Here is a 26,548-nt window from a genome sequence, read left to right as displayed (position 1 = left end):
TCTCCTCTCGGAAGGCGGGGAGAGGTGGCCACCGGCACCGTGCAGAAGGTGCAAATCGGGTGAGCGACCCCTTGGGAGATACATATACCCCGTCGATGCCCGATATGCACCTGTCGATTTCGGCGCGCCGCACACCGCCCCCGCCTGCAGCCCCGGGAGGTTACCCGTCGACCTCGTTGCCCTCGGAGGTCGGAAACACCCGGATCGGCACACTCGTGGCCGAGTTCGATGCCCCCACCCAGCCGCTCAACGTCGCGGCCGGAACGCAGGCCCGCACGGCGATCGTGCGAGTACCTCCGGGCGGCAGGTGGAACCAGGAATCCTGCAGGTCACCGCCGGTGATGTCGAGATGCACGTACTGTGCCGCACCCTCGGTCCGCACCTCCACACTCCACCCGTCCGGGACGGGTCGAGCGGTCGCCGCGAGACCGATCCCGCGCTCGACGGGACGTGCCGGACCACCCACGAGATACACCGACTCCGCCAACACTGCACCGGTGTGGCCGACCAGTCGGGCGGTCGCCGTGTCGAAAGTGCGCGGCCCGAATCGATACGCAAAATTGACATCGGTGAAACCGCCCGTCACCGCGGCCCACGAGAACACCCGGGTCTCGTGCGGTTCGAGACGCAGCGGCACCGACACGTCCACCGGTACCGCACCGGAGGGCGTATGGGCCTGTAACTGCAGCGTGACGTCGAGGATCTCGGCGGTGTCGTTGATCGCGTCCACGCGCAGGCCGTCGAGCCCGTCGTCGGTGAGGAGCACGGTGACGGGGGCGAACACCCGTGCCAGGACCCACCACGGCGCCTTCGGGTTCCCGTCGGCGTCGAGCACGCCCCACCCGGCACCCCGCTGCAGGTCGCGGGCGGAGAGGATCAGGGCACCGCGACATCCTGATCCGGATCGTCGCCAGTACTGCAGTACCTCGGTGAACGCTTCGCAGATCGCTGCCCGTCCGAGCGCGAGATATCGCGTGGGATCCACCCACCGCACCTCGGCGGGGTCGACCCCGAAGATCGTGCGCACATAGTGGTCTCGCACGTCCTCGAAGTCCCACGACGCCCCGTTGTCGCGCGGCACAGCCGCCTTCCATCGTGGATGGTGACCCGCGACATTCACACTGCCGAACTCGGCCTCGATCGCCATGTCGGAAGGCGGAATCGAGAACGCGAGGCATTCGGCGGCGAAGCGCACGCCGGCGGCACGCACGTCGCCGAGGGGACGGCGGTAACCCCCGACACCGAAGTAGTGCGCCACACCCGAACCCACTGCGATCGGCAGTACGTCGCTGCGCGGGGGCGCGGATGGTGACGACGACACCCACACCGTGCCCGGTAGCTCACGGTCGACGATTGCGGGCAACCAGTCGTCGATCGCCGGGATGGATGCCTCCATCAGTCCGAGCATGGCAGGTTGCTGCTCGGTCTCGCTGCCCCCACACATCACCACAGGTGCCGGGTTCCCGCCCCATCGGCGCGCCAGCGCACGGATCTCGTCCTCGAGCAGCGAGCGGAAGTGCGGATCGTCGGGCGGGTCGGTGGTGGCGAGCATGACGTCCTGCCACACCATGATGCCCAGTTCCGCACACGCCGAGTAGAACTCGTCGTCCTCGTAGACCATCGTGCCGGGGATGCGGATCGTGTCCACGCCCGCCGACACGCAGCGTTCGAGGATGCGCCGGGTTGCGCTCGGGTCGTTCAGCGAGATCGGATCGGTCGGTGTCCACACCAGGCCGCGGCAGAAGACGTCGACGTCATTGATCCGTAAGCCGAACCCGTCGCCCGGTGAGCGCTCGACCGACCGGAATCCGATGTTCCCCAGCGTGATTCGTTGCCCATCCAGAATCAGATGTGCGGCGTACAGGTGGGGGGCGCCGTAGGTGTGCGGCCACCACCGTTCCACCTCGGGGAGCGTCACCTGCATGTGCACGCGTGCTGTCCCGTCCGGCCCGTATTCGGGTCGGACGTGCACCGTCGCCCCTCCGATCTCCACAGTCACCTCGGGGACGGCGGTGCCGGCCAGCACGAGATCGGCGTCGACGATCCCGTCGGATCCCCGCAGAGCTGTCCGTATCCCACGTTCCAGCACAACGGGCTCACCGGAATCGACGAGACGCACGGGACGCCACGGACCGACCGGCGCCGGAGCCCCCGCGTACACCGGGGCTCGCCCGAGCATGGTGGTGCGGAACCACCGCAATCCTTGGGCCGACACGAGCGACGAACGCCACCGTCCGCGTGGCCGACGCTTGCGGAGAGCAGCGTCGAGCGAGGCGCACCGGACCGCGATCCGCATCGTCGACGGCAGGTAGCCGAGGACGACGGTCAGCGGCACGAACATCGATTCCGACGTCGCGACGAGTGTGCCGTCGACCCACACGTCCGCGAGTGTCGCGAGCCCGTCGAAGGTCAGACGCCACGGTCCGTCGCCGGACACCTCGACGTCGGTGACGAACCACCAGTCGTCGCTGTCGGGAGACGACACCCTGGCCGCCGCGACTCCCTCGGATTCCCGGATCGCGCCTGCCGCCGTCCCGGGTATACGGACCGGCAGCCAAGGACCGTCCGCCGGAAAGTCACCGGGGTGCTCGACTGCCCCGGGAGCGACACGGAGACAACGCCATCGCGCATCGTGCAGGAGATCCATGTGCGTCGAATCCTGTCACCGCACCCCGGCGGCGCGGACGACGGTCGCCATGGCGTCCTCCCAGGCAGCGGCCATCGCTATCAGCTGGTCGCCGGGGTCGACATTGCGGCCGCGTGCCGCACGCGCCATCCGGAACTGCACGCTCTTCGCGCCCTCGGCGACCGCGCGGAATCCGTCGGCTGCGGCAGCCGCACCGGGGTATCCGCGACCGTCCATGTAGACGCTGACGTCCGCGGCAAGTTCGGCGGTGGCACCGCACTGACGGAGCACCCCGAACGTCCACGGATGGAAGACGTCCATCCCTCCGGTGCGAATCGGGTCGATGTCGGCGAGCACCCGCTCGCCGAGCTCGCGCACCGGATTCGAGCCGGCGCGCATGCGCAGGTGCCGGAGCACCACGGTGTCGAAGGCGTCGCACTGCGGTTGTGCCGCGTCGAGGCGCACCTGTTCGAGATAGGGAGGCCAGGTGGGTACCGGCTCGTCGAGGCCGAAGACTCCGCGGAAGTCCTCACCGGTGAGAACGTGATAGCCGCTGTTGTGGAAATACTCGAGCGTCCCGCTGTCGCGATCGATGAGATTGGGCACGATCGTCGTCTTCGAACGACTCTCCCGGTAACCGGTTCCCTCGGTGTCGGGCAACCAGAAGGCGTCCACCTCGATCGTCGACAGCAGTCCGGCGGCGGCATTGTCCTCGAGGTGATCCACGGGGCGGCGCCAGACGTTCATCTCCGCGACGTCGATCCCGTACAGCGCCAACAGATCCTCGGGGCGGAACTTGAGGAAGGTCCATTGGGCGCCGTCGAACCGGGCCGAGAACGCGCACGCGGCAGCGGGGACCGGATCGTGGCCGAGCGAATGCAGCACCTCTACCCACAGGTCGACGTAGCAGTTGGTCTCGGTCCAGATCCGGTCGGCAGCGTGCACGAAGTGCGGCGAGTACCCGTCGACGCGGACGTCGATGAGCCGATCGCTCACGGGAACAGCCTGTCGCGTACCGGTGCGGGCCAGCGGTCGACGTCGAGTCCGTGGGTCCGCAACAGCGCCAGGGCGATCCGCTCCATTCCGAATCCGACGCACGCGCTGTGCGCGACTTCGCCGTCGGCAGTGCGGATCTCGAAGGTCTCGCCGAAGTGCTCGCGGTGGCAATTGCACGAGACCACGGCGGTGCCGTCGTCGAGGTCGCCGTAGAGCCGGACCGTCAGCTCGGTCTTGAGGTTCTCGATGCGCTGGTTGACGGCCAGCATGCGCCCGGCCCGCCCGAAGAACGGGTCGTTGGCAGGTACAGCGGTCGCGTCGAGGCCCAGCGAGTCGAGCACCTCGAGTCCTCGCTCCACCCAGGAATCACGATGCTGCGCAGCGTCGTTCTCGGTACCGATACGCACGAACTCGTGCATCCGGAAGGCCTGCATGCGAGCGGGGTCGACGGCCGGCTCGTGCCGGAAGCAGTAACCGAGAACGTCGAGCAGTTCACCGCCCTCACGCAGCGTACCGGTGTACCGCGAGTAGGCGGGATGGCATGCGGCGGAGACGAGCACGGTGTCGGCGGGTTCGAGCCACGGATCCCACGCCTCGCCCTTCGACCGCGCGGCGAGCAGTTCGGCGTGCTCGGCGTTGCTGCCCGTAAAGGTGTTCACCGCTCCGGTCAGGTGCGGGAAGGAGGCGATGTAGTCGGTGCGCTCGAAACTCGTCCGCGGGAAGACCGGCGGGAAGCGCAGGCGCGTCGCGGCCCGGCCCGGACCTGCCGCGACCACCACGCGGTCGATGCCGTCGACGATGTCCTCGAAGACACCCGACCGACCGTAGAGGCCGGGAACACCGGTCTCCACGAGCAGTTCGGCCTCGAGCAACTGCTGTTGGAAGTCGAGGCGGGCACGCTCGAGCTCGGACAGCTCGTCGGTTGCGGTGCTGGCAATGGCTGTACTTGTCACAGCGTCCCCCGGTAGGCGATCGACAATTGGGCCGAGTTGTTCATGATGCGGTCGTTGTTGACCATCACGGCGGCACCGTGCGCGTCGCGCAGGTGGCGGCCGAGTGAGTACTGCGAATCCTCGCGGTATCCGGCGATCCCGCAGATGAGCATCGCGCGGTTCACCAGATCCACGACGAGCGTGGACGCAGTGACCTTGAGGTTGTTCATGGCGAGCGAGAAACCCATGCCCGACATCGATTCCTCCTGCGCCGACGCGGCGGCGTCGAACCGGGCGGCGGACGCGGCGACGAGATCGGAGAACTGCTGGTGCACGGCGGCCGCTTCGGCGAGTCGCAGCGCACCGGGCGGGGTGACCCCCGGGCTGCGGCGGGCCGCCGAACGCACGAACGAGCGGGCCTTCTCCAGCGCCGCGTCGGCGATTCCGAGCCACACCGCCGACCACACACTGTGTGAGACGGGAAGCATAGTGCGCGAGGAGATCTCGGCGTAGGCCGTGCCGACCACGAGATCGGCGGACGTCGTGGCGGTGAGGACGAATCCGGGGCTGCAGGTACCGCGCAGCCCGAGGGTGTCCCAGCTGCCGGTGGGTTCGAGGGTCACATCGTCGCGTCGGCACACGACGAGCACCTGGTCGCTGGGCGGGCTGTCGGCGGTGCGACGCGCGGTCACCAGGATCGCGTCGGCGTACTCGCCGTACGAGATGACCGGCGCGTTCTTCGTCAGCGTGACGGTGTCGCCGTCGCGGGCCACGGCGCAGACGCTGCTGCGCACGTCGCCACCGGTGCCGAGCTCGGTGGTCGCCGAAGCGATCAGGTAATCGTTCGCCACCGCTTCGGCGACGAAGGTGGCCACACCGGGAGTGGAGTGATGCACCAGCGACAGGATCTGCGTCTGGTGCATCGCGAAGATCATCGCGGTGGAGGCGCAGTACCGGCCGAGGATTCGGGCGACGGCGCACAGCTCACCGAGGGATGCTCCCTCCCCACCCTGATCGACGGGGACGGCGCAGTTCAGCAGCTTGTGGGTGCGCAGCGCGTCGACTGCCTCGTGCGGGAACCGTCCCTCACGATCCACCGCGGCGGCCGCGGGGCCGGCGCTCTCGCGTCCGACGAGTTCGGCACGGGCGAGCAGCGACAGCCCGGCCTTCTCCGCGACGGTGGGGGGCGCGGACGTCGACGTCACGCGACGCCCAGTTCCGTCAACGCCGACCTGATGGCGCCGACGCTCGCGAAGGTGCTCTTGCGCAGCAGTTCGTCGGGGAATTCCACGTCGAAGGCGTCTTCGAGGGCGAGCATCACGTTCACGCTGGCGTGCGATGTCAGGCCGAGCTCGTAGAGGTCGGCGGCGGGGTCGAGCGCCGTGCTGTCGACCGACAGCTTCGCGTGCTCACCGAGGACCTTGCGGATCACCTGCTCCGTCATGGGTGTTCTCCAGTTTCTGCTTCGTCGACGCGGGTCGCCACGACCGTCGCGATGGCGTATTCGGACTCGTGGGAGATCGAGACCTGTATGTCGGTCACCTGTTCATCTCGCGCCAGGGCGGCCGCGTTACCGGCCAGTACGACAGCGCATCCGCCCCAGTCCGCGCGGCGGATTTCGATGGCCTGCCAGGGAACCGCGTGCTCGCGCGGACGCAGGACCTTCATGACGGCTTCTTTCGCGGCGAAGCGCGCCGCGAGGCGTTGGGCGCGCCCCGGTCCGGTGCATACGTCCAGCTCGTGCGGGGTGAACACACGCTGCAGGTAGCGGTCGCCGAACCGGTCGATGCTCGACGCGATGTCTCGGACGGTGACGACATCGCAGCCGACACGTGTCGTCGCGACGCGGGGGCCGCTGCCATCGTTCATGGTCACTCCTCGGGATGCGCTGCACACGGTAGCCGCAGGTCGGCCGATGTACACCAGCCGAACGTCTCTGGCTTGCAGGACATCCCGGAAATCACCCCGACTTTCACCCGCCGGGCGCGTCGGTTCACGTGGTGAACCGGGGCTCGCCACCGCAACACGCGGCGTCGATCCCGGTTCGGCGCGTCAATGACGAAAGGCCCCGACCGGGTGGTCGGAGCCTTTCGGGGATCTGAAGTTATGCGGACGTCCGCACGGGTTCCTTGTCGCTCTCCGGCTCGTCCTTCGCTGCCGGCTCCTCCTTCTCCGCAGCGGGCACCGGGACGGCGTCCTGCGCATAGTAGAAGTGGGGGCGGCGGTGTCCGAGGAAGGAACCGCACCACGACATGACCGCGATGTAGCGGTTGCGGAAGCCAACCAGGTAGACGAGGTGGACGGCGAGCCACAGCACCCACGCGATGAAGCCGGTGAGCTCGATCTTCCCGACCCGCGTGATGGCGCGGAACCGGTTGATGATCGCCATGCTTCCCTTGTCCTTGTACTGGAACGGGGTGCCCATCGCGACCTTGCCGGTGATCATCTTCGCGACGTGGCGGCCACCCTGCATGGCGAACGGCGACTGCGCCGGCAGGTTGTCGAGGGTGACCATGTCGCCGATGGCGAAGATGTTGTCGCTGCGGCCGACGGTGAAGTCGGGGTCGACGAGCAGGCGTCCGCCGCGGACCGTCTCGCAGCCGGTGCGCTCGGCGAGTACGTCGGCGAAGTCGTTGGCCTGGATGCCTGCCGACCAGATGATGGTCTCCGCGGTGAGGCGGCGGGTCTCCTCGGTCGTGGGCGTGGTGAGCGTGGCACCGTGCTCGTCGATGTCGGTGACCATCGTGCCGAGGACGACGTCGACACCGCTCTTCTCGAGCGACTCCTTGGAGTACTCGCTGAGCTTGCCACCGAACGGGGGCAGAACCTTGTCTGCGCCCTCGACGAGCGTGACGGTGACGTCGTCGGCGCGGATGTTGCCGATGTTCTCGGCGAAGTAGCGCTGCGCGAGCTCCTTGATCTGTCCCGCGAGCTCGACGCCCGTCGGGCCGGCGCCTACGACGATGAAGCTGAGCAGGTTCTTCCGACGCTCGGCATCGGTGGTGACGTGTGCCTCCTCGAAGCAGCGCACGATCTGGCGACGCAGCTTCTCGGCGTCCTCGACGGTCTTCAGCGCGTACGTCAGGTCGGCGAACTCGTCGCGTCCGAAGTACGCCTGGCGGGCGCCGGTCGCGGCGACGAGGTACTTGTAGCCGAGACGCAGGCGCTGACCGCCGGCCTCGTAGACAACCGTGTTCTCCTCGGGGAGCACATCGACGACGCGGCCCAGGCGGACGTCGGCGTTGGGGTATTCGGCCAGGATCGCGCGCACGGACGGGGCGATCTCGCCGGGCGAAAGGACGCCGGTGGCGACCTGGTAGAGCAAAGGCTGGAAAAGATGCTCGGTGGTCTCCGAGATCAGAACGAAGGGCGTGCCGGCCTTGGCGAGCTTCTTGGCGGTGGCCAATGCTCCGAAGCCGGAACCCACGATGACGACGTCCGTCCGATCGACCAGGGTCGCTGTGTCCGCATCGTCCATGCTGTCGTAAACCTCCACGTACTTGTCATCTCCGTTGATGTATGACTACCAAGGTAGGGACGAAGTACCCTCGCTATCCACTAACCTGGGATATTCGAAAAACTGTTATCTGTTTCGCTCATAAATGCGGAGGGCACGTTCCCGGGAGGAGTCATGGATTTCCGTCAGTTGCGCTACTTCTTCGCCGTCGGCGAGGAGGGCAGCTTCTCCCGTGCTGCCCAGCGCTGCTTCATCTCGCAGTCGGCGATCAGCCATCAGATCGCGAAGCTCGAGCACGAACTGGGCACCACCCTGTTCGACCGCACCACCCGTTCGGTCAAGCTCACCTCGGCCGGCCGACGCCTGATGCCGATCGCCGCCGAGGTGCTCAGCCTCGAGGCGAAGGCCCTGGAAGTGGGCCACGAACCGCGGGAGAGCATCCGCATCACGGCGAACATGAGCTTCGCGGCGCAGAGCCTCGACGCCATCTCCAGCGTCCGCGAACGTCACCCCAAGATCGACGTGGAGTTCGTCATCAAGGACTTCACCGACCGCGTCAACGCCGTCGCGTCCGGGGATGCCGATCTCGCGCTCATCCGCGGCGACGTCGACCGCCCGGGGCTCGAGGCGATCCGTCTCGGCATCGAAGAGCTCGTCATCGTCACGTCGAGCGAGCACCCGCTGTCGGCGTTCTCCACCGTCGATCTCGGCGACCTCGCCCACTACCCGCTGCTGCTGCCGCCGCGCGGCAGCCAGGTGCTGTTGCACCGCGTGGTCGAGGACGCCTTCGTCGAGGTTGGTCGTCGCGTGCGCCTCGGACCTCCGATCGCGAGCGACCACACCGCGACTCTCGAGGTGCTCACCAACCCGAGGGCGTGGACCGTGCTCTACGCCGGCACCGCGGCCGACACACCCCGCAAGGGGCTGAAGTTCATGCGCGAGATCCACCACCGGCTGCAGGTTCCGGTGTGCGGGGTGGTGCGGAGCAACGCGACGCCCAATCCCGAACTCGAGTTCCTCATGCGGGCGCTCGCCCATTCGATCGTGCCGCCGACGGACAGCACGCCGTGATCCGATCGCACACGTCGGAGCGCGAAACGGTCATCGGTGCGTGCAATTCCGCGCTCCGCTGACCAGTTCGCGCGTCGCTGCGGTCCCGGGGCGCCTCAGTTGCGCGGCGACAGCTTGTCGAGGAGTTCGAGGCCCTGACGTGCCCACGCGATCTCGGCCTCGCCCCGGCCGATGAGACCGTCGTACGCGAACGCCTTGAACGCGATGATCCGCTCGTGGTCCTCGGCCGGATACTTCTGCACGCGTCGCGCGATGGTCGCGTTGCTGAGGTCGAGGATCGCATCGCGCACCGTGGTCCACTGGGCGATCTGTTCGGTGTAGTGATCGATGTGCCGTTCCAGGCACTCGCGAGCGCTGTCCGGGTCGGTCCATTCGAAGTAGGCCGCGCGCATGTGGGCGGCGTCGCGCACCGGGGCGTAGTCCAGCGGGGTGGACATCCATTCGCGGAAGGCCCGGACGCCCTCCCCGGTGATCGAGTACCGGGTCTTGGTGCTGTTGGGACCCCAGCGCACCTGTTCGCCCTCGACGAGGCCCTCGCGCTCCATCCGGCGTAGTTCGGGGTAGATCTGCGAGTCGGGCGCATGCCAGACGTGCCCGACCGACCCGCCGAACCGTTTCGCCGCGTCGTAGCCGGTCAGAGGCTCGGCGGTGAGCAACGCGAGCAGCGCGTATCGCAGGCTCATGGACCACCACCTTTCCTCGGGCGAGTATTCCACCCTTGCGAATAACTATATCGATAGATAGTGTGTGCTCCAGCTCACCTACTATCTATGTAGATAGTTATTTCACCCTCAGTGTTCGGAGGATCCGACATGACCGATCTCGGCCCCACCGGGGCGACCGCGAAGAACATGGCCTACCCGCTCGACGCCTGGTACGTCGTCGCCTGGGATCACGAGGTGGGTCGCCGCGAGATCCTCGCCCGCACCATCGCCGGCAAGCCGATGGCCCTCTACCGCACCGAGGAGGGCCGTCCCGTCGCCCTCGCCGACGCCTGCTGGCACCGCCTCGCGCCGCTGTCGATGGGCAAGCTCATCGGTAGCGAGGGCATCCAGTGCCCCTACCACGGTCTTCAGTACAACTCCGCAGGTCGCTGCACACACATGCCCGCCCAGCAGACGATCAACCCGTCCGCGATGGTGGCGTCCTATCCCGTCGTCGAGCGGCACCGCTTCGTGTGGGTCTGGCCGGGCGACCCGACGCAGGCCGATCCCGATCTCATCCCGGACATGTTCCAGATGGACTCCCCCGACTGGGCGGGCGACGGACGCACGATCGACGTGCAGGCCAACTACCAGCTCGTCCTCGACAACCTCATGGACCTCACCCACGAGGAGTTCGTGCACTCGTCGTCCATCGGCCAGGACGAACTGAGCGAGTCCGACTTCGTCGTCACCCACGACGACCGCACCGTCACGGTCACCCGCTGGATGCACGACATCGACGCACCGCCGTTCTGGCTCAAGAACATGCGCGACAAGTTCCCCGGCTTCGAGGGCAAGGTCGACCGCTGGCAGATCATCGAGTTCCAGGCACCGTCCACGATCCGCATCGACGTCGGTGTGGCCAAGGCCGGCACCGGTGCTCCCGAGGGCGACCGCAGCCAGGGCGTCAACGGCTTCGTCATGAACACCATCTCCCCCGTCGACGAGAGCACCGCCCTCTACTTCTGGGCGTTCATGCGCAACTACCGCCTCGACAGCCAGCTCATCACCACGCAGCTGCGCGACGGCGTGCACGGCGTGTTCGGTGAGGACGAGGCGATGCTCACCGCGCAGCAGAAGGCCATCGAGGCGAACCCGGATCACGAGTTCTACAACCTCAACATCGACGCCGGCGGCATGTGGGTGCGACGCCTGATCCAGCGCATGGTCGAAGCGGAGCGGAACCTCAACTCGGCCACCGCCGTTCCCGAGGGAGCCCACTGACATGAGCCACAACCAGATCCGTTGGCAGCGGGCCCGAGTCGTGAGTGTCGAGCGGGCCGCCGATTCGATCGCCGAGATCACCCTCGCCGCCGACACCGCCCACCGCGTCGAACCAGGCGCCCACATCGACGTGCGTCTCCCCTCTGGCGACACGCGTTCGTACTCCCTCGCGGCGGGTGGTCCGGACGGTCGCCTCACACTCGGCGTCCACCGCTCCCCCACCTCGCGCGGCGGCTCCGAGTACATGCACTCGCTGTGTCCCGGCGACGAACTCGAGATCACCGAGCCGCTCCAGAACTTCCCGCTGCGGGTCGGCGCACCGCGCTACGTCCTGCTCGCCGGCGGCATCGGCATCACCGCCGTCCGCGCGATGGGAGCCGTGCTCCGCCGCCTCGGTGCCGACTACCGCTTCGTGTACGTCGGTCGCAGCCGTTCCGCGATGGCCTTCCTGCCCGAACTCGAAGCCCTCCACAGCGACCGTCTCGACGTCCACATCGACGACGAGGGAACAGGATTGGACGTCGCCGCGCTCGTCGACGGCGTCGATCACACCACCGAGCTGTACATGTGCGGTCCGATCCGCCTGATGGACGCCGTGCGGCGCCGGTGGCACGACCGCGACCTGCCGATGCCGAACCTCCGCTACGAGACCTTCGGCAACAGTGGATGGTTCGATGCCGAGGAGTTCACCGTCACCGTGCCCGAACTCGACGTCACCACCACCGTCGGTTCCGACGAATCGATGCTCGACGCCCTCCGGCGTGCCGGCGTCGACATGATGTTCGACTGCCGCAAGGGCGAATGCGGCCTGTGCGAGGTCTCCGTCGCCTCGCTCGACGGTCGCGTCGACCACCGCGATGTCTTCTTCAGCGAGGAGCAGAAGCGCTCCTCGCGTCGGATGTGCGCCTGCGTGTCACGCGTGGTGCGCGATTCGGCATCGCCCCGATCGACGACGGGTGTCGTCACGCTCGACCTTCCCTGACAACCGCGCATTTTCACACCACGAGGAAACACGATGGATCTTCGCGCACGCATCGACGCCTCGCCGATGCATCCCTACCAATGGATGGTCGTCGCCCTGTGCGTCGTGCTGAACATCCTCGACGGATTCGACGTCATGGCCCTGGCGTTCACTGCCAAGAGCATCGGCAGCGACTTCGGCCTCGGCGGATCGGAACTCGGCGTGCTGCTCAGCGCGGGTCTGATCGGCATGGCCGTCGGCGCTCTCGCTCTCGCCCCGATGGCCGACCGGATCGGCCGACGGCCCCTGATCTTGATGTCGGTCGCACTCGCCACCGCCGGCATGGGCCTGTCCGCGAGCGCCGGATCGGCGTGGGAACTCGGCATCTGGCGGGTCATCACCGGACTCGGTATCGGCGGCGTCCTCGCCTGCACCACCGTCATCGCGAGCGAATACTCGTCGGCCCGCTGGCGTGGTCTGGCCATCAGCATCTACACCGCCGGATACGGTGTAGGTGCCACGATCGGCGGCATGGCCGCCGTCGGTCTGCAGAGCGGATACGGTTGGCGTGCAGTCTTCGTCACCGGCGCCGTCCTCACCGGCCTGGCACTCGCCCTCCTCGTCGTCCTGCTGCCCGAATCCCTGGACTTCCTCACCAGCCGGGGACGCGCAGGCGATCTCGACCGGATCAACACCATCGCGCGACGCATCGGCCAGAGCCCCGTCCCGGCGCTCGCCCGTTCCGCCGACAAGGCGGCACCGCGGGCAGGACGGATCTCGGACCTGTTCTCCGGAAGCAACACCCGCTCGACGGTGCTGCTCTGGGCGGCCTTCTTCGCCACCATGTTCGGTTTCTACTTCGTCAACTCGTGGACGCCGTCGCTGCTGGAGACCGCCGGTCTCACGAAGGACCAGAGCGCCACGGCTGGCATGATGCTCACCCTCGGCGGCACCGTCGGTTCGGTGCTCTTCGGAGTGTTCGCCAGCCGCTGGGCCACCCGGTCGGTCCTGCTCACCTTCACCATCGCCGCCGCCGCGACCATGACCGTCTTCATCATGTCGATCTCGACGCTGACGCTGGCGTTCGCACTCGGCATCCTGATCGGCGGACTCATCAACGGGTGCATCGCCGGCCTGTACACCCTCGCGCCGTCCCTCTACGGACCGCAGGTGCGGGCCACCGGCGTCGGTTCCGCCATCGGTATCGGCCGAGCGGGTGCCATCCTCGCACCGACCGCGGCCGGTGTGCTCCTCGATGCGGGATGGACGCCCGAACAGCTCTACTTCGGAGTGGCCGGCGTGGTCGTGCTCGCCGCAGTGGCACTGTTCGCGCTGCGCCCGGCACACTCGGCGGACGCCTCGTCCGAGGCGGTGCCTGCCGCCGTCTCCACCGACTCGGCACGCTGAGCCGGTTCCACCACGATGTCGACGCGCTCGTTGCCGGTGTCCAGGGGGTTCGCGATCTCGTCCGCGAACATCCGCCCGGCGACGAGCGCGATCAGCATCAGCACCAGCGGTGCCACACCAGCCACGGTGAACAGCACCCACCGCGGCACCACCGTGGACAGCGGACCTGTTACCGCGATCGACACCGGCATGAGGGCGAGCGAGACGAAGAAGTCCAGGCTCGCCACCCGGCCGATCATGCCGAGCGGTACGCGCCTCTGCAGCAGGGTCCCCCACAGGACCATGCCCGCCGCGTCGGCGAATCCGATGACGAACGTCGCGATGATCATGACCGTGAACGACGTCGTGAAGGCGAAGACGGCCAACGGCAGAGTTCCCACACCCCAGCACATCAGCATGATGGTCAGGTAGCGACGCGGCAGAGGTCGCGACGACACCGCCAACGAACCCAGGGCTCCACCCACACCGAAGGCCGCGAGGATCGTGCCGAACCGTTGCTCCCCGTTGTCGAACAATTCGCGGGTGATGAACGGCAGCAACACCTCGACCGGCCCCATGACGACGAAGGTCATGACGCACGCGGCGATCAGGGTCCACAACAGCCACGGTGTGGTGATCGTGAAGGAGATGCCTTCCTTCAGATCGGCGAGCACACTCGTCTTCTCCTGCGACTCGGTCTCTTCCATCCGTTCCCGGGGGACGCGCACGCACAACAACAACACGAGCGCACACGCGTGGAAGGCGGCGACGATGAACGCGCCCGTCGCCGGGATGAACGCCCCGACCACCATTCCGGCCACGGCCGGTCCGGCGCCCTGCTGGAGGGTCGGTCGCAGCGCGCCCTCCATCCCGTTCGCGGCGAGAAGTTCCTCCGCGGGCAACACATTCGGCAACAGCGCGGTGTAGGTGGGGAAGAAGAACGCCGTGCCCGCGCCCAGCACCGCCGACGCAACCGCCATGTGCCACAGCGCTATCGCGTCGGAGATCGCCAGCGCCGTCACGAGAGAAACCGTCACGAGGTTCACCGCCTGCACCGCGACCAGCACGGCCCGTTTCGGCAACCGGTCGGCCGCGATCCCGCCCACGAGCGCGAACGCGAGCAGGCCGGCGCTCAGGCACGCCGCGACCATCGACAGGGCGGTCGGGGTGTCGCGGATGGCGATCACCTGGAAGACCATCACGACCGTCCACATCCCGGCCGCGAACAATTCCGCCGCGACGGCACCGATCAGCAGGCGGTAGTCGCGGTGCCGCAGGGGTGCCAGTGCGCGCACCCGAGCGTTCATGGCTTCGGTCCTTTCCGGGTGCATTCCTTCGGGGCCGATCCCAGCACCAGGTGCGGCCAGTGGGCGATGTCGCGTCGCATCTGCCGGTCGTGGGTGGCCACGGCGACCGCGGCGTCGGTCGCCCCCAGGGCGTCGGTCAGTTCGTCGACCAACGTGATCGACAGGTGGTTGGTGGGCTCGTCGAGCAGCAGCACGTGCGGTCGCGCGGCGAGAACCATCGCCAGGTCGAGGCGTCGTTGCTGGCCCATCGACAGGTCTCGGACCCGCTTGCCGAGGTCACGTTCGGTGAACAATCCGAGTTCGTCGAGATCGACGGCTCCCTGGTCGGGGACGAGGCCGGCGACGATCAGTTCGCCGACGTGCGCGTCGTAGACCTGCTGCACCTGCGCCGCCGACGGTGCCGGCGACTCCTGGGCGAGCCGGCCGATCCGTACGACGGGATCACTCTCGCGGGTTCCCGCCGTCGGTTCGACCTCGCCGGCCAGGACCGCGAGCAGCGTCGACTTGCCGGCGCCGTTGGGTCCGGTGATGACGAGCCGCGAACCGGCGAGGATGGCCAGATCGACCGGACGGTCGAGTCGGCCGCGCACCATGACGTCCTCGACGCGCACCAAGGGTGTGTCCGGGTCGATCCCGTCGGCCTCCGCGCCGAGCGCAGGCATGGAGAACTGCAGCGGCGGTACCGGTACCGCCACGGCATGGTCGTCCAGCGCTTCCTGACGGCGGTGCACCGACTGCACGAGCGCCGGCGCGCGGGTGGCACGCTGGTGCTTGCCGGTGCCCTTCTCCGGCCGCCAGCCGGTGACGAGCCGATCCTGCGCGGACTCGAGGTCCGATTCCAGCCGGGCTCGCTCGGCCTGCTCACGGGCGTATTCGCTCACCCAACGGGCATATTCGGCCTCGCGTCCCGTCCGGAAGCCGGCGTATCCCCCGCCGTATAGGCGTGGACGACCGTCGCGGCTCGGGTTCAGGTCGAGGATCGACGTGGCGACGTCGGTCAACAGGGCGCGGTCGTGGCTGACGAGGACCACGCCGCTGCGGGTCTGCTGCAGGCGTTCGGTGAGATAGTCGAGCCCCGATGCGTCGAGATGGTTGGTCGGCTCGTCGAGCAACAGGAAATCGTGTTCGGCGCCGAGCAGTGCGGCCAGGCGCACGCGGTAGCGCTGCCCGACCGACATCTCCGCCAGCGGTCGCGAGCGGTCGGTGACGGCGCCGAGCGCTTCGAGGGCGGTGTCGACGCGACGGTCGGCGTCCCACGCGTCGAGTTGCTCGGCGATCTCGAGGGCGTCGGCGTACGCGTCGGCGGCACCCGGACGTTCGTCGGCGAGTGCTGCGGTGCTCTCGTCGAGCGCCCGCAGCGCGGCGCGGACGTGCGCCAGCTCGATGTCGACGAGATCGCCGACGGTGCGCCCCTCGGCGACGGTCATCTCCTGCTCGGCGATACCGAACGAGCCGAACCGACGCACCGTCCCCGAGTCCGGTTCGAGGCGGCCGGCAAGGACGTGCAGCAGCGTGGACTTGCCGCGCCCGTTCTCCCCGACGACGCCCAGCCGGGAGCCCGGCGTGACCGCGAGGTCGACGCCGCGCAGGACGGGATGACCGTCGCGGGCGAGGTGGACGTCGACGGCGCCGAGTTGGGCGCGAGAGCGCCGGGGCATGGTGATGCTGATGGTCATGTGGTTTCCTCCGTGCGGAGGCGCGCTCGTCCCCGGATCACGGGTGGGAGGATGCGCTCGCTGACGAACGGCCGGACACTCGGCCGTATTCGGGTACGGCTCGAACCGCGACCTCGGAGGACGTCCCGAGCCGCGGAGGGGGTGTCGTCAGTGGAAGTAGAGCGCCTGGATCATGATCTCCAGGGTACCGAGCGCCCGAGCACCGTCAATCGGATTTCGGTCCTCGGCCACGGCGCACGTCCGCCTCGGCGGCGAACCGTTCCTCGTATGCCGCAGCAAGTTCCTCGAGGGTCGCGGCGCAATCACCCTCGTAGGCCGGGGCGTGCATGGGTGCGAGAGTGCTCGGGTGCAGGTCCGCGAGTGCGCGGATGGTGGGTCCGAGTTCGGGGGTCAGGCACGTCGCGCGACCCAGGTCCTCCGCCTGCAGAGCGGGGCCGACGATCTCGCTCGTCGTCCGTGCCGGATATCTACCGAACGCCGTGAACAGATCACCGCACAACAGGGTGGATGTCGTTTCCTCGAACATCAGACCTGCATCCCATCCGTGTGGAACGTGCGGGGTGTCGATGTGCCGCACCCGACGGCGCCCGGTGGCCAGGACGTCCCCGTCCTGCAGGAGATGCGGTGGACGATCCGCAAGATCGGCGACCTGGACGAAACAACCCATCGCACCGTGGGCGACCTCCGCCGCCGGCGCCACTTCGAGCCAGGAGTTCATCGATCCGCACTCGTCGGCCTCGACGTGCCCGAAGGTGATCCACCGCAACCGATCCAGCGGTATCAACCGTGCTATCGCCTCCGACACCGACGGGAACAACGCCCGATATCCGGTATGGAACAGCAGAGGCTCGCCACCGTCCACGAGGAACTGGTTCATCGTCAGGTTCGCCGCGTCGAGAAATGTGGACACGCGGTAGACATCCGGAGCGATCTCGGTGATCTCGGTTTCCATCACAGGTCTCCTTGGTCGCACCCCCTTCTTTCGAGCGTGCCTCTGTCTCCGGCCGGACACAAGCCTCCGAGCCGGTACTCGTGCGAAGATGCGAGGAACATCTGTCGACGAGGCCGCAGGAGGCGCTCATGGAGCACACCGAATCGTCGTTCACCGGCGTCGGCGCGATCCCGATCGTGTACGACGTGTGGTTGCCGGAGGCCCCTACCGGCGTGCTGATCCTCAGCCACGGGCTGGGTGAGCACGCACGTCGCTACGACCACGTCGTCGCGCGGCTCACCGATCTCGGCCTCGTCGTGTACGCCCCCGACCACCGCGGTCACGGACGGTCGGGCGGCAAGCGTGTGCGCGCCCGGGAGATGCGCGAGTTCACCGATGACCTGGACAGCCTGATCGATCTGGCGACCCATGCGCATCCCGGCCTGCCGGTCTTCATGCTCGGTCACTCGATGGGCGGTGCGATCGCTCTGGCCTACGCGCTCGACCATCAGGACCGGCTCGACGCGCTCGTGTTGTCGGGGCCGGCGGTGATCGTCACGTCGGGCACACCGAAGCCGGTCGTGGAGATCGGCAAGCTGATCGGACGTTTCCTGCCGGGTGTGCCGGTGCAGCAGTTCGACAGCAAAGCGGTCTCGCGCGATCCCGCGGTGGTCGCGGCGTACGACGCCGATCCGCTCGTGCACCACGGTCTCGTGCCCGCCGGACTCGCGCGGGTGCTGGTGCTCAACGAGCAGAGCCTCGAGCGGCGCCTCCCGAACCTGAGGCTGCCGTTGCTCGTCATGCACGGAACCGCCGATGCGCTCGCCGATCCGGCCGGGTCGCAGCTCATCGCCGACCGTGCGGGTTCGAAGGACTTGACGCTGAAGTTGTACGACGGGCTGTACCACGAGGTGTTCAACGAGCCGGAGAAGGACCGCGTGCTCGACGACCTGACGGCCTGGTTGAAGACACGACTCGACAACTGAGGCTCGACAACCGGAAGGAGAGGGCGTGTCGTCACGCATGCCGGTCGCGTTCGTCGGCCACGGCAGTCCGCTCAACGCGCTCGAATCGAATCGGTACACGCAGGCCTGGGCGGCGTTCGGGCGATCCGTGCCGACGCCCCGCGCGATCCTGGCGATCTCCGCCCACTGGTTCATCAACGCCACCGCGGTGACCGCGATGCGGTCGCCGCGCACGATCCACGACTTCTTCGGGTTCCCGCAGGAGTTGTTCGACGTCGAGTATCCGGCGCCCGGTGCTCCGGAACTGGCGGAGGAGATCGCCGACCTCGTCCACCCGACGTGGGTGGGTGCCGACGTCGACTCGTGGGGTATCGACCACGGCACCTGGTCGGTGCTCACCCACGCCTTCCCGGAGGCGGATGTCCCGGTGGTACAGCTCAGCCTCAACGCCTACAAGCCGCTCGACTATCACGTCGAACTCGGAGCCCGTCTCGCCGGACTCCGCGATCGCGGGGTGTTGATCGTCGCGAGCGGCAACGTCGTCCACAACCTCGGCACGCTGGATCCGCGACGCCCGGGCGCGGGATTCGACTGGGCGCACCGATTCGACGAGGATGCCTTCGCCGTTCTGCGCGACCGTCCCGGTGACGCCGCGGCGCTGGGTGAGCACCCCGATTACCGCCACGCGGTGCCGACCCCCGATCATTTCCTGCCGTTGCTGTACGTCGCGGGTCTGGCCGCCGAGTCCGGGGAGCAACCGGAGACCCTCGTCGACGGTGTCGAATACGGATCGCTGTCGATGACGTCCTACGCCGTCGGCGGGAACTGTCCGCCGCGCGACGGGGACGGCCACGGTGCCGGACTGCCCGAGAGCCCGGAGCCGCCCGACACCAACCTGTGAGCGTTCAGGCGGCGTCGTCCACTGCGACGATCGCGCGTCGCGCGAACCGGGTGCTGAGCCCGATCAGTTCCATGGCTTCGGGGATCGCGCGGGCCAGGACCGGCCACGCGTGGATCTGCCCGCGCCACAGATGTGTCTCCACGGTGCGTCCCGCCGACGCGAGTCGTTCGGTCATGATCTCCACGTCCGGCCTGGTCAGCTCGTATTCGGCGGCGCACATGAACATGGGAGGGAACAGCGCCGGATCGGCGTCGACAGGGTTCGTCTCGCCCTCGATCGCCTCTTCCCCGGCGAACCAGCGCGGACTGATCTTCCCGAGTGCCTTGATGGGCAGGTAGGCGTCCCTCGCCATGTACTTCGGGTCGTGCTTGTCTAGGTCGAGGTTGAGCAGCGGCGAGTACCCGATCACCGCGGCCGGTCGCTGGATGCCGCGACGCGCGGCGAGTTCGGCGACCTTCGCCGCGAGATAACCGCCGGCCGAGTCGCCGCCGACGACGATGCGCGTGGGATCGTCGGCCACCTCGAGCAGAGCGGTGTACGCGTTCATCGCGTCCTGCACCGAACCTGCGATCGGCACCGCGGGCACCTGCCGGTAGTCCATCGAGTACACCGGGGCACCGGAATCGAGCGCGAGCTGCACGCACAGCTGACGGTGGGTGGACGGGCCGCAGAAGATGAAGCCGCCGCCGTGGAAGTAGAGGATGGTGGCGTCGTCGAGCGGATCGTCGACCGGCTTCGGGGAGATGATCCGCTCACCGGGCACTCCGCCGAGTTCGGTCTGCGTGACGTGCACGGCGCGCGGCGTGGGCGTGATCCTGTCGACCACCCACGACAGCCGGCCGAGCACGGCGATGCCGAAGTCGTTGCTCGGCCAGAGACTCAGAATCGGCTTGAAGAGGATCCGGACCACCCACAGGAGGATCAGCGCGACCCTACTGCTGCGGTCGTGCCAGGTCACCGCATCGGTACGCATGTGCACACACTATGTGACCGATACGTCTCAGGCATCGAGAGTTCCGACACCCGGCGGCCCCGGACCTCGAACGCGTCACCCGATCCGCAGCAGCGGCACGAGCAGTTCCTCGTCGGTCAACGCCCCGTGCTGCCCGGGAAGGTTCGACATGACCTGCTCGCCGTCGCTGCGGATCACCGTCGATTCGCCGCGTCCGACGGCCACGATGTCGCCGATCCGTTTGGCCAGCGCCGGATCGGGATCGGATCCGAACAGGCACGCCGCGAACGCGTCGTCGCGGGTGCCGACCCACGCGTGGTCGCCGAGTTCGTTGCGCCAGCGTTCGAGGACCCGGTCGACGTGGTAGGTGTAGATGTGGCGGCACCGCGGTTCCCCGGCGATGACGGTGACGTCCTCACCGAGACCCGGGGTGTGGTCGAAGTCGATGCGGCGACCCCGCGAGGCGTCGACCATGCCGTGATCGGCGGTGACGAGCAGGCGGGTGCCGGTCGGCAGCGCGTCGGCGAGTTGCTCGACGAAACGATCGACCACCGTGAGTTGCGCGAGCCACGCCGCGGACTCCGGTCCGTAGACGTGTCCGAGGGTGTCGACCTCGCCGATGTAGCAGTAGACGAGGCTGCGGTCGCCGGCGCTCACCGCGGCGACGACCTGGGCGAGCAGATCGCCGTAGGCGGAGACCCCGACGAAGTTGCCGCCGCGCAGCACGGCCCGGGTGAGGCCGCTGCCCTCGAAGGCATTCGGCACGACGGTGGTGACGGTCAGGCCCGCCTCGCGGCCGCGTTCGAACACCGTCGGGTGGGGCTGCACGGTCTCGGGTACAAGATCGTCGCGCTGGTCGATCGCGGTTCCGGCGAGGGTCCAGCGGAGCCAGTTGACCGGGGCCTCGATCTCGTCGACGTACGACTGGTAACCGGTGATGCCGTGGAGGCCGGACGGCAGCCCCGTCCCGAGGGAAGCGAGGCTGACGGCGGTGGTCGTCGGGAAGCCGGCACGCATCGGGCTGCCCGGCGCCTGCGTCAGGTACGGAGCGGCTTTCGCGTTGCGCTGCAGCAGCTCCCATCCCATCCCGTCGACGAGTAGGACGACGGTGTGATCGACGGGAGTGAGATCGAGTCGGTTGGTCTCACCGGCGACCCCCGCGGACGAGAGCACCGAAGGCATCAGGTCGGCGAGGGTCGGCTCGGCGTAGACGTCGCGCAGTGGCAGGCTCATAACCCGAGTATGAGCCACTCGCCTGCGCCGAGGGTCACTTGATGTCGGAGCCGTGCTTCGTCAGCGGCATGACCTCGATGTTCATGTAGGGGAACAACGGCAGGTTCCACAGGATCTCGTGCAATTCGTCGGCCGACTCGACGTCGAAGATCGAGATGTTGCTGTACTGGCCGACGATCCGCCAGATCTCCCGCCACTTGCCCTGGCGCTGGAGATCCTGGCTGTAGGCCTTCTCCTTCGCGACGGTCTCGGCGCGCACGTCGGGGTCCAGATCGCGGGGGATGTCGACGTCCATCCGAACGTGGAACAGTGCCATGATGTTTCTCCTTCTTCTGTTCTGACGAGAGCGCGAATCAGGAACGCGCGTACTTCTTCACGACGTCCATGTCGAGTTCGACGCCGAGTCCCGGCCCCTCGGGCAGGTGCACCTGGCCCTCGGAGTAGTCGAGCGGCTCCTGCAGCAGTTCGACGGCGAACAACTGTGGACCGAACAGTTCGGTGCCGTAGTCGATCCCCGGTTCGGCGCAGGCGAAGTGGACGGACGCGGCGGTCCCGATGGGGCCTTCGATGGAGGTCGCACCGTGGCACCGCAGGCCGGCCGCCTTCGCGACGGCGACGACCTGCTTGCTGCGCTGCAGTCCGCCGCACTTGGTGGTCTTGAGCGCGACGACGTCGGCGGCGCCGAGCTTGGCCACCTCGTACGCGTCGTGCGGGGTCTGCACGGACTCGTCGGCCATCACCGGCGCCGAGACGCGTCGGTTGATCTCGGCGAGCACGTCGAGTTGATCTGCGGGAGTGGGCTGTTCGATGAGTTCGACTCCACCGTCGACGAGCTGCGGGACGTGGCGCAGCGCGGTGAAACGGTCCCAGCGGGCGTTGACGTCGATGCTGAATCCGACCTCGCCGCCGAACGCCTCGACGATCTTGACGACACGATCGGTGTCGACTGCCGGGTCGAGCGCACCCATCTTGAGCTTGAAGGAGTAGTTCAGACGCTGCTCACGCTTGTGGGTGACCTCCTCGACGATCTCTTCGAGCGGCGCGGCGCCGAGCGCCCACCGCACGTCGACGCCGGTCCGGAAGGCACCGCCGAGCAGCGACGCGACCGGCACACCCAGCGCGCGTCCCCACGCGTCGTGCATCGCGACGTCGACGGCGGCCTTCGCGAATCGCGCGTTGGCGACGATGCGCTCGATATCGACCATGACGCCACTGATCTCGTCGACTCCGCGTCCGATGATGTAGGGCCCGATGTAGCGATCGACGATCTGCTGCATCGTCTCGACCGATTCGCCGCCCCACCACGGCCCGCCCGGCACGACGCCTTCACCGTAACCGGTGACGCCGCCCTCGGTGGTCACCGCGACGAGCAGGATCGGCTGCGCTTCGGCGGTGGTGGTGGCGAACTTGTGGGGTCGGATCAGCGGTACATCGATGATCGTCGTGGTGACGGAGGCGATCTTCAGATCGGGGTCGGACATCGGAATTGCTCACAATCGGATCGGGGTGTGACGGGGAATACGTCGACCCTGCATTCAGCACGAATGCCGGTACCCCAGTGGGGCACCGGCATTCGTTACGCAGAACCGACTCGCGCGCGGGGGCCGGATCGGGCGGTTTCCGCGGTGCGGATCACGCTTCGGGGTCGAGTACGAAGTTGTAGGTCACTTCGTCGATGCCGTCGGCGTTGGGCTGCGGATCCAGGATGAGCTCGGGCTTGACGGCCGTGGCGACGTCGTCCTCGACCCACTCGCCGCCCTTGAAGTACAGCTGGGTGGTGATGGCGCGCTTGCCGGGAGCCTTCACCATGAGGTGCAGGTGGGCCGGACGCCAGGGGTGTCCGCCGTAGGAGCTGATGAACCAGCCGGTCGGTCCGTCGGCCGGGATCTTGTAGGGAGCCGGCTTGAGCGTGGTGATCTCGAAGTTGCCGTTCTCGTCGACCTCGACGGTGCCGCGCAGGTTCCACTCGGGGATACCGGGGGCGAACTGCGAGTAGAAGCCCTCTTCGTCGGCGTGCCACAGCTCGACGGTGGCGCCATGCAGGCCGTTGCCCTCGAGGTCGGTGACCTGGCCCTTGAAGACCAGCGGCGGCGCGACCTTGTCCTTCTCGCGCATCGGCATCGTGCACTTGGCCGGGAGCTTCGGGCTGTCCGGGACGTAGTAGGGGCCTTCGATGGAGCCCTTGGTGCCGGTGAAGCCCTTGCGGTTGTAGTGCACCTTCTCGATCTCGTGCTCGAGGAAGACGTCCAGCCACAGCGGCCACTCGCCGTATTCACCCACGTCGATGAGCCACTGCTTGAGCACCCGGTACTCGTCGTAGGTCACCTGGTGCTTCTGGATGATGTCCGCGAAAGCCCCGATCACGTCCTGGTAGATCGCCGACGCACGCTCGACCGAGGTGTCGGACGTGACCCGCTCGGACTTGAACTTGTCGGTCGCAGCGTTGCCGGACCCGTGGGCGGTGGGGTTCTCCATGGTGGTCATGGCTCTCCTCGTGGGGACTGAACTATCGGAAGTGTGGGGCCGGTGCGACACAGGGGCTGCGGTGATCACCGGTCAGTACGCTGTGCGTACTTGTGTATCGCAGTGCGTACATCACATACTGTGCGTGGTGTCACACAGCTTGTCAACACCGGATCGGGCAGTATCAACAAGTACGCAGGTAGGAGGCAGGATGCCGAGCATCGACCTAGGTAATGGCCCTAGCAACGATCGAGACTTCATCCAGAGCATCGAACGTGGTTTCGCGGTATTGCACGCCTTCGACGACAAGGACCCGAACCCCAGCCTGGCCGAGCTGGCCGCCAAGACCGACCTGTCGCGACCCGCGGTCCGCCGGATCCTGCTGACCCTGCAGAAACTCGGCTACGTCACCTCACACGGCACGAGATGGTCGCTCACTCCACGCGTGCTCAGTATCGGCCGGCACTACACCGAATCCCACACTCTCGTGGACTCGGCATTGCCGAAACTCGTCGAGATCGCCGAGCACGCCAACGAATCCGCATCCCTCGGCGTACTCGACGGCACCGAGGTCGTCTACGCCGCACGCGTCCCGGTCCGCCGGATCATGAGCATCAACGTCTCCGTCGGCACCCGCATCCCCGCCTACGCGACGTCGATGGGTCGGGCGCTGCTGGCCTGGTCACCACGCGAAATCGTCGATCGCGTGCTCGAGGAAACCGAGTTCGTACGATTCACGAGCGCGACGATCGACAACCCCGACGACCTGCGTGCCGAACTGGCCCACGTGCGCAACCGCGGCTACGCGATCACCTCCGCCGAACTCGAGGAAGGGCTCATCACGATCGCCGCTCCCGTCTTCGACCCCTCCGGCTATGCCGTGGGAGTGCTCGCGTGCTCGACGTCGACCGGTCGGCACACCCTCGACTCGTTCCGCGATCTCGCTACGAAAAGGGTCGTGAACTGCGCCGAAAGGCTCAGCAGCGAGCTCGGCTACCACCACAACTGACGGCCCTCGATCACCCACGCAGCGTGACCGACGGTGCCACCCCGTACTTACGCTTGTAGGCCGCCGCGAACCGGCCGGTATGGGTGATACCCCACTTCAGAGCCACATCGGTGACCGACAGTTCCGCCGCATCGCCCACCGCGAGTTCCTCGTGGATGCGCTCGAGGCGCAGGTCGAGCAGATAGTCGCGCGGGCACACCCCGAGATATTCGCGGAACCCCTCCTGCAGGCGCCGCACGCTGACCCCGGCCACCTCGGCCATCTCGGCGGTGGTCCACGCCGAGGCGGGATCCTCGTGCAACCGGTCGAGGACACGCTTGATGATGCGCGGGCGCGCCCCGCCGGTCGGATCCGCGTCCTCCGGCATGACCGCGAGGATGAACGAGGTCGTCAGAGCACCCGACAACTGCTCCGAGACAAGCGGATTCCGCCAGAGCGATTCGTCCGTTTTGAGCTGTTCCACGACCGAGCGCAACAGCGTCATCCAGCTCTGGCCCGCCTGCGTCGTCAGATCCACCCGATTCGGGAGCTGCAGGTCGGGACGGGCGAGGATGCGCGACATCTCGCGCTGTAGATAGTCGCGTTCGAGCTTGATCCCGACGATCTCGCAGTCGTTCGTCCACTTCTGTTCCGGAGCTGCGGTGTCGGGACGGAAGACGGCGGCGTGCCCGACCTCCGACACCAACCCGTTGCCGGCGGCGATCCGACCGGCGATCGGAATGTTCACCGCGTACGCCCCGGGATGTTCACTGCGGATCGACACCGCCGCTCCCCAGCCGAGGCGCGTGAGACGGATCGGCCCGAGCGGCAGTGTTCGGAGCCGGAGCGAGGGCGCGACGTCGTCGAGCGGCGTCAGTTCGTGCTCGAAATAGGCATTCGAGACAGCCTCTTCCACCTCTTCCCAATCGACCGGCCCCGGAGTCGGCTCCATTGCCATCGGCCCCTCACCTTCGTTTCCAGCTCGTCGTCGGCGCTCCGACCTGCGCATCCGTGTGGTTCGAGCGCGTGCGATCCAGTGTGATGCGGAACACGGCCCCAGGCAAACAGGGCCCTTCGGCCCACTCACCGCGCTAGGTGGATAGTGACCGCGCTCACTGGATCGCACAAGTTCCACGACGTCTATATGGTCTGTGTCACATCGAATCGAAGTCCACCACAACCCGCACCGGACAGGAGGACGCAGACATGGATCAGCGCACACTCCGCAATATCTTCGGACAGTTCGCCAGCGGCGTCACCGTCATCACCTGCGCGAACAGCGACGGAGAGCCCCACGGCGCGACCGTCACCGCCTTCACCGCCGTCTCGCTCGAGCCCCGCCTGTGCCAGGTCACCCTGACCCGCACCTCCAAGGCCTGCCGGTTCCTGTCCGACGCGCCGTTCGCGGTCAACATCCTCGCCGCAAACCAGCTCGACACTGCACTGCACTTCGCAGGACGCCCCCAGTCGCCCGAGCCGGTCTGGGAGCAGGGCCCCACCGCCCCGATCCTCGCCGGCACCGCCGCGACACTGTCGTGCACGCCCTGGCGCGAATACGACGGCGGCGACCACATCATCTACATCGGCGAGATCGTCGACGCCACCTTCGACGAGACGGTCGACCCGCTCCTGTTCTACCGCAGCACTTTCCATGATCTCGGCGCCCCGAGCACGTCCACCGCGTGGAACGGCTCGCTCGACGATCCGCACAGCGGATGGTTCGACTCGCAGACCCGCTTCGTGCCGTTCCACCTCGCCGCAGCCCACGCCTGAAC

The 26,548-nt window shown here is 67.6% G+C and carries 24 protein-coding genes and 1 pseudogene; 8 read left to right on the top strand and 17 right to left on the bottom strand.

Features of this window, described 5'->3' with window-relative positions:
• Nucleotides 1–160: 160 nt before the first annotated feature.
• The 7 genes from BLV31_RS04125 to BLV31_RS04095 form a co-directional block, all read right to left on the bottom strand.
• Nucleotides 161–2,647, bottom strand: a complete 2,487-nt coding sequence (locus BLV31_RS04125) for a glycosyl hydrolase 2 galactose-binding domain-containing protein (protein WP_064060384.1) — start codon at nucleotides 2,645–2,647, stop codon at nucleotides 161–163.
• Nucleotides 2,648–2,662: 15 nt separating this feature from the next.
• Nucleotides 2,663–3,622 (bottom strand): DUF1839 family protein, encoded by a 960-nt coding sequence (locus tag BLV31_RS04120; RefSeq protein ID WP_039584236.1) that lies wholly within the window; start codon nucleotides 3,620–3,622, stop codon nucleotides 2,663–2,665.
• The gene (locus BLV31_RS04115) at nucleotides 3,619–4,575 is read right to left on the bottom strand and encodes an amino acid--[acyl-carrier-protein] ligase (protein WP_033097465.1); all 957 of its coding nucleotides are present in this window, start codon (nucleotides 4,573–4,575) and stop codon (nucleotides 3,619–3,621) included. The genes BLV31_RS04120 and BLV31_RS04115 overlap by 4 nt, the downstream gene beginning before the upstream one ends.
• Nucleotides 4,572–5,759, bottom strand: a complete 1,188-nt coding sequence (locus tag BLV31_RS04110) for an acyl-CoA dehydrogenase family protein (protein ID WP_006553179.1) — start codon at nucleotides 5,757–5,759, stop codon at nucleotides 4,572–4,574. The genes BLV31_RS04115 and BLV31_RS04110 overlap by 4 nt, the downstream gene beginning before the upstream one ends.
• Nucleotides 5,756–5,998 carry an acyl carrier protein gene (locus BLV31_RS04105; RefSeq protein ID WP_024102340.1) on the bottom strand — a complete coding sequence of 81 codons (243 nt, stop codon included), beginning with the start codon at nucleotides 5,996–5,998 and terminating at the stop codon, nucleotides 5,756–5,758. The genes BLV31_RS04110 and BLV31_RS04105 overlap by 4 nt, the downstream gene beginning before the upstream one ends.
• On the bottom strand, nucleotides 5,995–6,423 hold the full coding sequence (gene acpS, locus BLV31_RS04100) for a holo-ACP synthase (RefSeq protein ID WP_033097557.1): 429 nt from the start codon (nucleotides 6,421–6,423) through the stop codon (nucleotides 5,995–5,997). The genes BLV31_RS04105 and acpS overlap by 4 nt, the downstream gene beginning before the upstream one ends.
• A 235-nt stretch (nucleotides 6,424–6,658) precedes the next feature.
• Entirely contained in the window at nucleotides 6,659–8,032 is a 1,374-nt protein-coding gene (locus BLV31_RS04095; protein WP_006553176.1) for an NAD(P)/FAD-dependent oxidoreductase, read from the bottom strand.
• Between the two features lie 153 nt (nucleotides 8,033–8,185).
• On the opposite strand from BLV31_RS04095, the gene BLV31_RS04090 reads away from it, so the two are divergent.
• Nucleotides 8,186–9,082, top strand: coding sequence for a LysR family transcriptional regulator (locus tag BLV31_RS04090; protein WP_006553175.1), 897 nt, complete (start codon nucleotides 8,186–8,188; stop codon nucleotides 9,080–9,082).
• A gap of 95 nt (nucleotides 9,083–9,177) precedes the next feature.
• Here the strand turns inward: BLV31_RS04090 and BLV31_RS04085 are convergent, their stop codons facing one another.
• Nucleotides 9,178–9,765 carry a PadR family transcriptional regulator gene (locus tag BLV31_RS04085; RefSeq protein ID WP_024102343.1) on the bottom strand — a complete coding sequence of 196 codons (588 nt, stop codon included), beginning with the start codon at nucleotides 9,763–9,765 and terminating at the stop codon, nucleotides 9,178–9,180.
• A gap of 129 nt (nucleotides 9,766–9,894) precedes the next feature.
• On the opposite strand from BLV31_RS04085, the gene BLV31_RS04080 reads away from it, so the two are divergent.
• Genes BLV31_RS04080 through BLV31_RS25340 form a run of 3 tightly spaced genes read left to right on the top strand, consistent with a single transcriptional unit; the run spans nucleotide 9,895 to nucleotide 13,378 of the window.
• Nucleotides 9,895–11,010, top strand: a complete 1,116-nt coding sequence (locus tag BLV31_RS04080; RefSeq protein ID WP_033097558.1) for an aromatic ring-hydroxylating dioxygenase subunit alpha — start codon at nucleotides 9,895–9,897, stop codon at nucleotides 11,008–11,010.
• Between the two features lies 1 nt (nucleotide 11,011).
• On the top strand, nucleotides 11,012–11,992 hold the full coding sequence (locus BLV31_RS04075) for a PDR/VanB family oxidoreductase (RefSeq protein ID WP_039584238.1): 981 nt from the start codon (nucleotides 11,012–11,014) through the stop codon (nucleotides 11,990–11,992).
• Nucleotides 11,993–12,025: 33 nt separating this feature from the next.
• The gene (locus BLV31_RS25340) at nucleotides 12,026–13,378 is read left to right on the top strand and encodes an MFS transporter (protein ID WP_039584239.1); all 1,353 of its coding nucleotides are present in this window, start codon (nucleotides 12,026–12,028) and stop codon (nucleotides 13,376–13,378) included.
• A 41-nt stretch (nucleotides 13,379–13,419) separates the two neighbouring features.
• On the opposite strand, the pseudogene BLV31_RS04065 reads toward BLV31_RS25340, so the two are convergent.
• The 3 genes and pseudogenes from BLV31_RS04065 to BLV31_RS04055 form a co-directional block, all read right to left on the bottom strand.
• Nucleotides 13,420–14,664 (bottom strand): annotated as a pseudogene (locus BLV31_RS04065) (MFS transporter); the annotation flags it as partial.
• Nucleotides 14,661–16,340, bottom strand: coding sequence for an ABC-F family ATP-binding cassette domain-containing protein (locus BLV31_RS04060; RefSeq protein ID WP_024102350.1), 1,680 nt, complete (start codon nucleotides 16,338–16,340; stop codon nucleotides 14,661–14,663). The pseudogene BLV31_RS04065 and the gene BLV31_RS04060, both read right to left, overlap by 4 nt.
• A gap of 205 nt (nucleotides 16,341–16,545) precedes the next feature.
• Nucleotides 16,546–17,292, bottom strand: a complete 747-nt coding sequence (locus tag BLV31_RS04055) for an MBL fold metallo-hydrolase (RefSeq protein WP_039584241.1) — start codon at nucleotides 17,290–17,292, stop codon at nucleotides 16,546–16,548.
• 128 nt (nucleotides 17,293–17,420) lie between these two features.
• Here BLV31_RS04055 and BLV31_RS04050 point away from each other — a divergent pair, with 128 nt between their 5' ends.
• Together BLV31_RS04050 and ygiD are read left to right on the top strand one after the other, a co-directional pair.
• Nucleotides 17,421–18,257 carry an alpha/beta hydrolase gene (locus BLV31_RS04050; RefSeq protein ID WP_039584243.1) on the top strand — a complete coding sequence of 279 codons (837 nt, stop codon included), beginning with the start codon at nucleotides 17,421–17,423 and terminating at the stop codon, nucleotides 18,255–18,257.
• A gap of 37 nt (nucleotides 18,258–18,294) precedes the next feature.
• The gene (gene ygiD / locus BLV31_RS04045; RefSeq protein ID WP_039584244.1) at nucleotides 18,295–19,137 is read left to right on the top strand and encodes a 4,5-DOPA-extradiol-dioxygenase; all 843 of its coding nucleotides are present in this window, start codon (nucleotides 18,295–18,297) and stop codon (nucleotides 19,135–19,137) included.
• 4 nt (nucleotides 19,138–19,141) lie between these two features.
• On the opposite strand, the gene BLV31_RS04040 is transcribed toward ygiD, so the two are convergent.
• From BLV31_RS04040 to catA, 5 genes are all read right to left on the bottom strand, one after another.
• The gene (locus tag BLV31_RS04040) at nucleotides 19,142–20,110 is read right to left on the bottom strand and encodes an alpha/beta hydrolase (protein WP_006553169.1); all 969 of its coding nucleotides are present in this window, start codon (nucleotides 20,108–20,110) and stop codon (nucleotides 19,142–19,144) included.
• A gap of 75 nt (nucleotides 20,111–20,185) precedes the next feature.
• Entirely contained in the window at nucleotides 20,186–21,322 is a 1,137-nt protein-coding gene (locus BLV31_RS04035; RefSeq protein WP_006553168.1) for an alkaline phosphatase family protein, read from the bottom strand.
• A gap of 34 nt (nucleotides 21,323–21,356) precedes the next feature.
• Nucleotides 21,357–21,638 (bottom strand): muconolactone Delta-isomerase, encoded by a 282-nt coding sequence (gene catC / locus BLV31_RS04030; protein ID WP_006553167.1) that lies wholly within the window; start codon nucleotides 21,636–21,638, stop codon nucleotides 21,357–21,359.
• Between the two features lie 37 nt (nucleotides 21,639–21,675).
• Nucleotides 21,676–22,803, bottom strand: coding sequence for a muconate/chloromuconate family cycloisomerase (locus tag BLV31_RS04025; RefSeq protein ID WP_006553166.1), 1,128 nt, complete (start codon nucleotides 22,801–22,803; stop codon nucleotides 21,676–21,678).
• A 151-nt stretch (nucleotides 22,804–22,954) separates the two neighbouring features.
• Complete coding sequence (gene catA / locus BLV31_RS04020; RefSeq protein ID WP_006553165.1) at nucleotides 22,955–23,806, bottom strand: catechol 1,2-dioxygenase; 852 nt, start codon at nucleotides 23,804–23,806, stop codon at nucleotides 22,955–22,957.
• A gap of 190 nt (nucleotides 23,807–23,996) precedes the next feature.
• Here catA and BLV31_RS04015 point away from each other — a divergent pair, with 190 nt between their 5' ends.
• Nucleotides 23,997–24,794, top strand: coding sequence for an IclR family transcriptional regulator domain-containing protein (locus BLV31_RS04015; RefSeq protein ID WP_064062030.1), 798 nt, complete (start codon nucleotides 23,997–23,999; stop codon nucleotides 24,792–24,794).
• Nucleotides 24,795–24,804: 10 nt separating this feature from the next.
• Here BLV31_RS04015 and BLV31_RS04010 read toward each other — a convergent pair whose 3' ends face one another.
• On the bottom strand, nucleotides 24,805–25,725 hold the full coding sequence (locus BLV31_RS04010) for an AraC family transcriptional regulator (protein WP_039584248.1): 921 nt from the start codon (nucleotides 25,723–25,725) through the stop codon (nucleotides 24,805–24,807).
• Nucleotides 25,726–25,979: 254 nt separating this feature from the next.
• Here BLV31_RS04010 and BLV31_RS04005 point away from each other — a divergent pair, with 254 nt between their 5' ends.
• The gene (locus BLV31_RS04005; RefSeq protein WP_019288825.1) at nucleotides 25,980–26,546 is read left to right on the top strand and encodes a flavin reductase family protein; all 567 of its coding nucleotides are present in this window, start codon (nucleotides 25,980–25,982) and stop codon (nucleotides 26,544–26,546) included.
• Nucleotides 26,547–26,548 lie beyond the last annotated feature (2 nt).

The sequence above is a fragment of the Rhodococcus pyridinivorans genome (assembly GCF_900105195.1).
Lineage (GTDB): Bacteria > Actinomycetota > Actinomycetes > Mycobacteriales > Mycobacteriaceae > Rhodococcus > Rhodococcus pyridinivorans.
The sequence above is the reverse complement of the archived record's forward strand: the minus strand, read 5'-3'. Positions and strand labels throughout refer to the sequence as shown.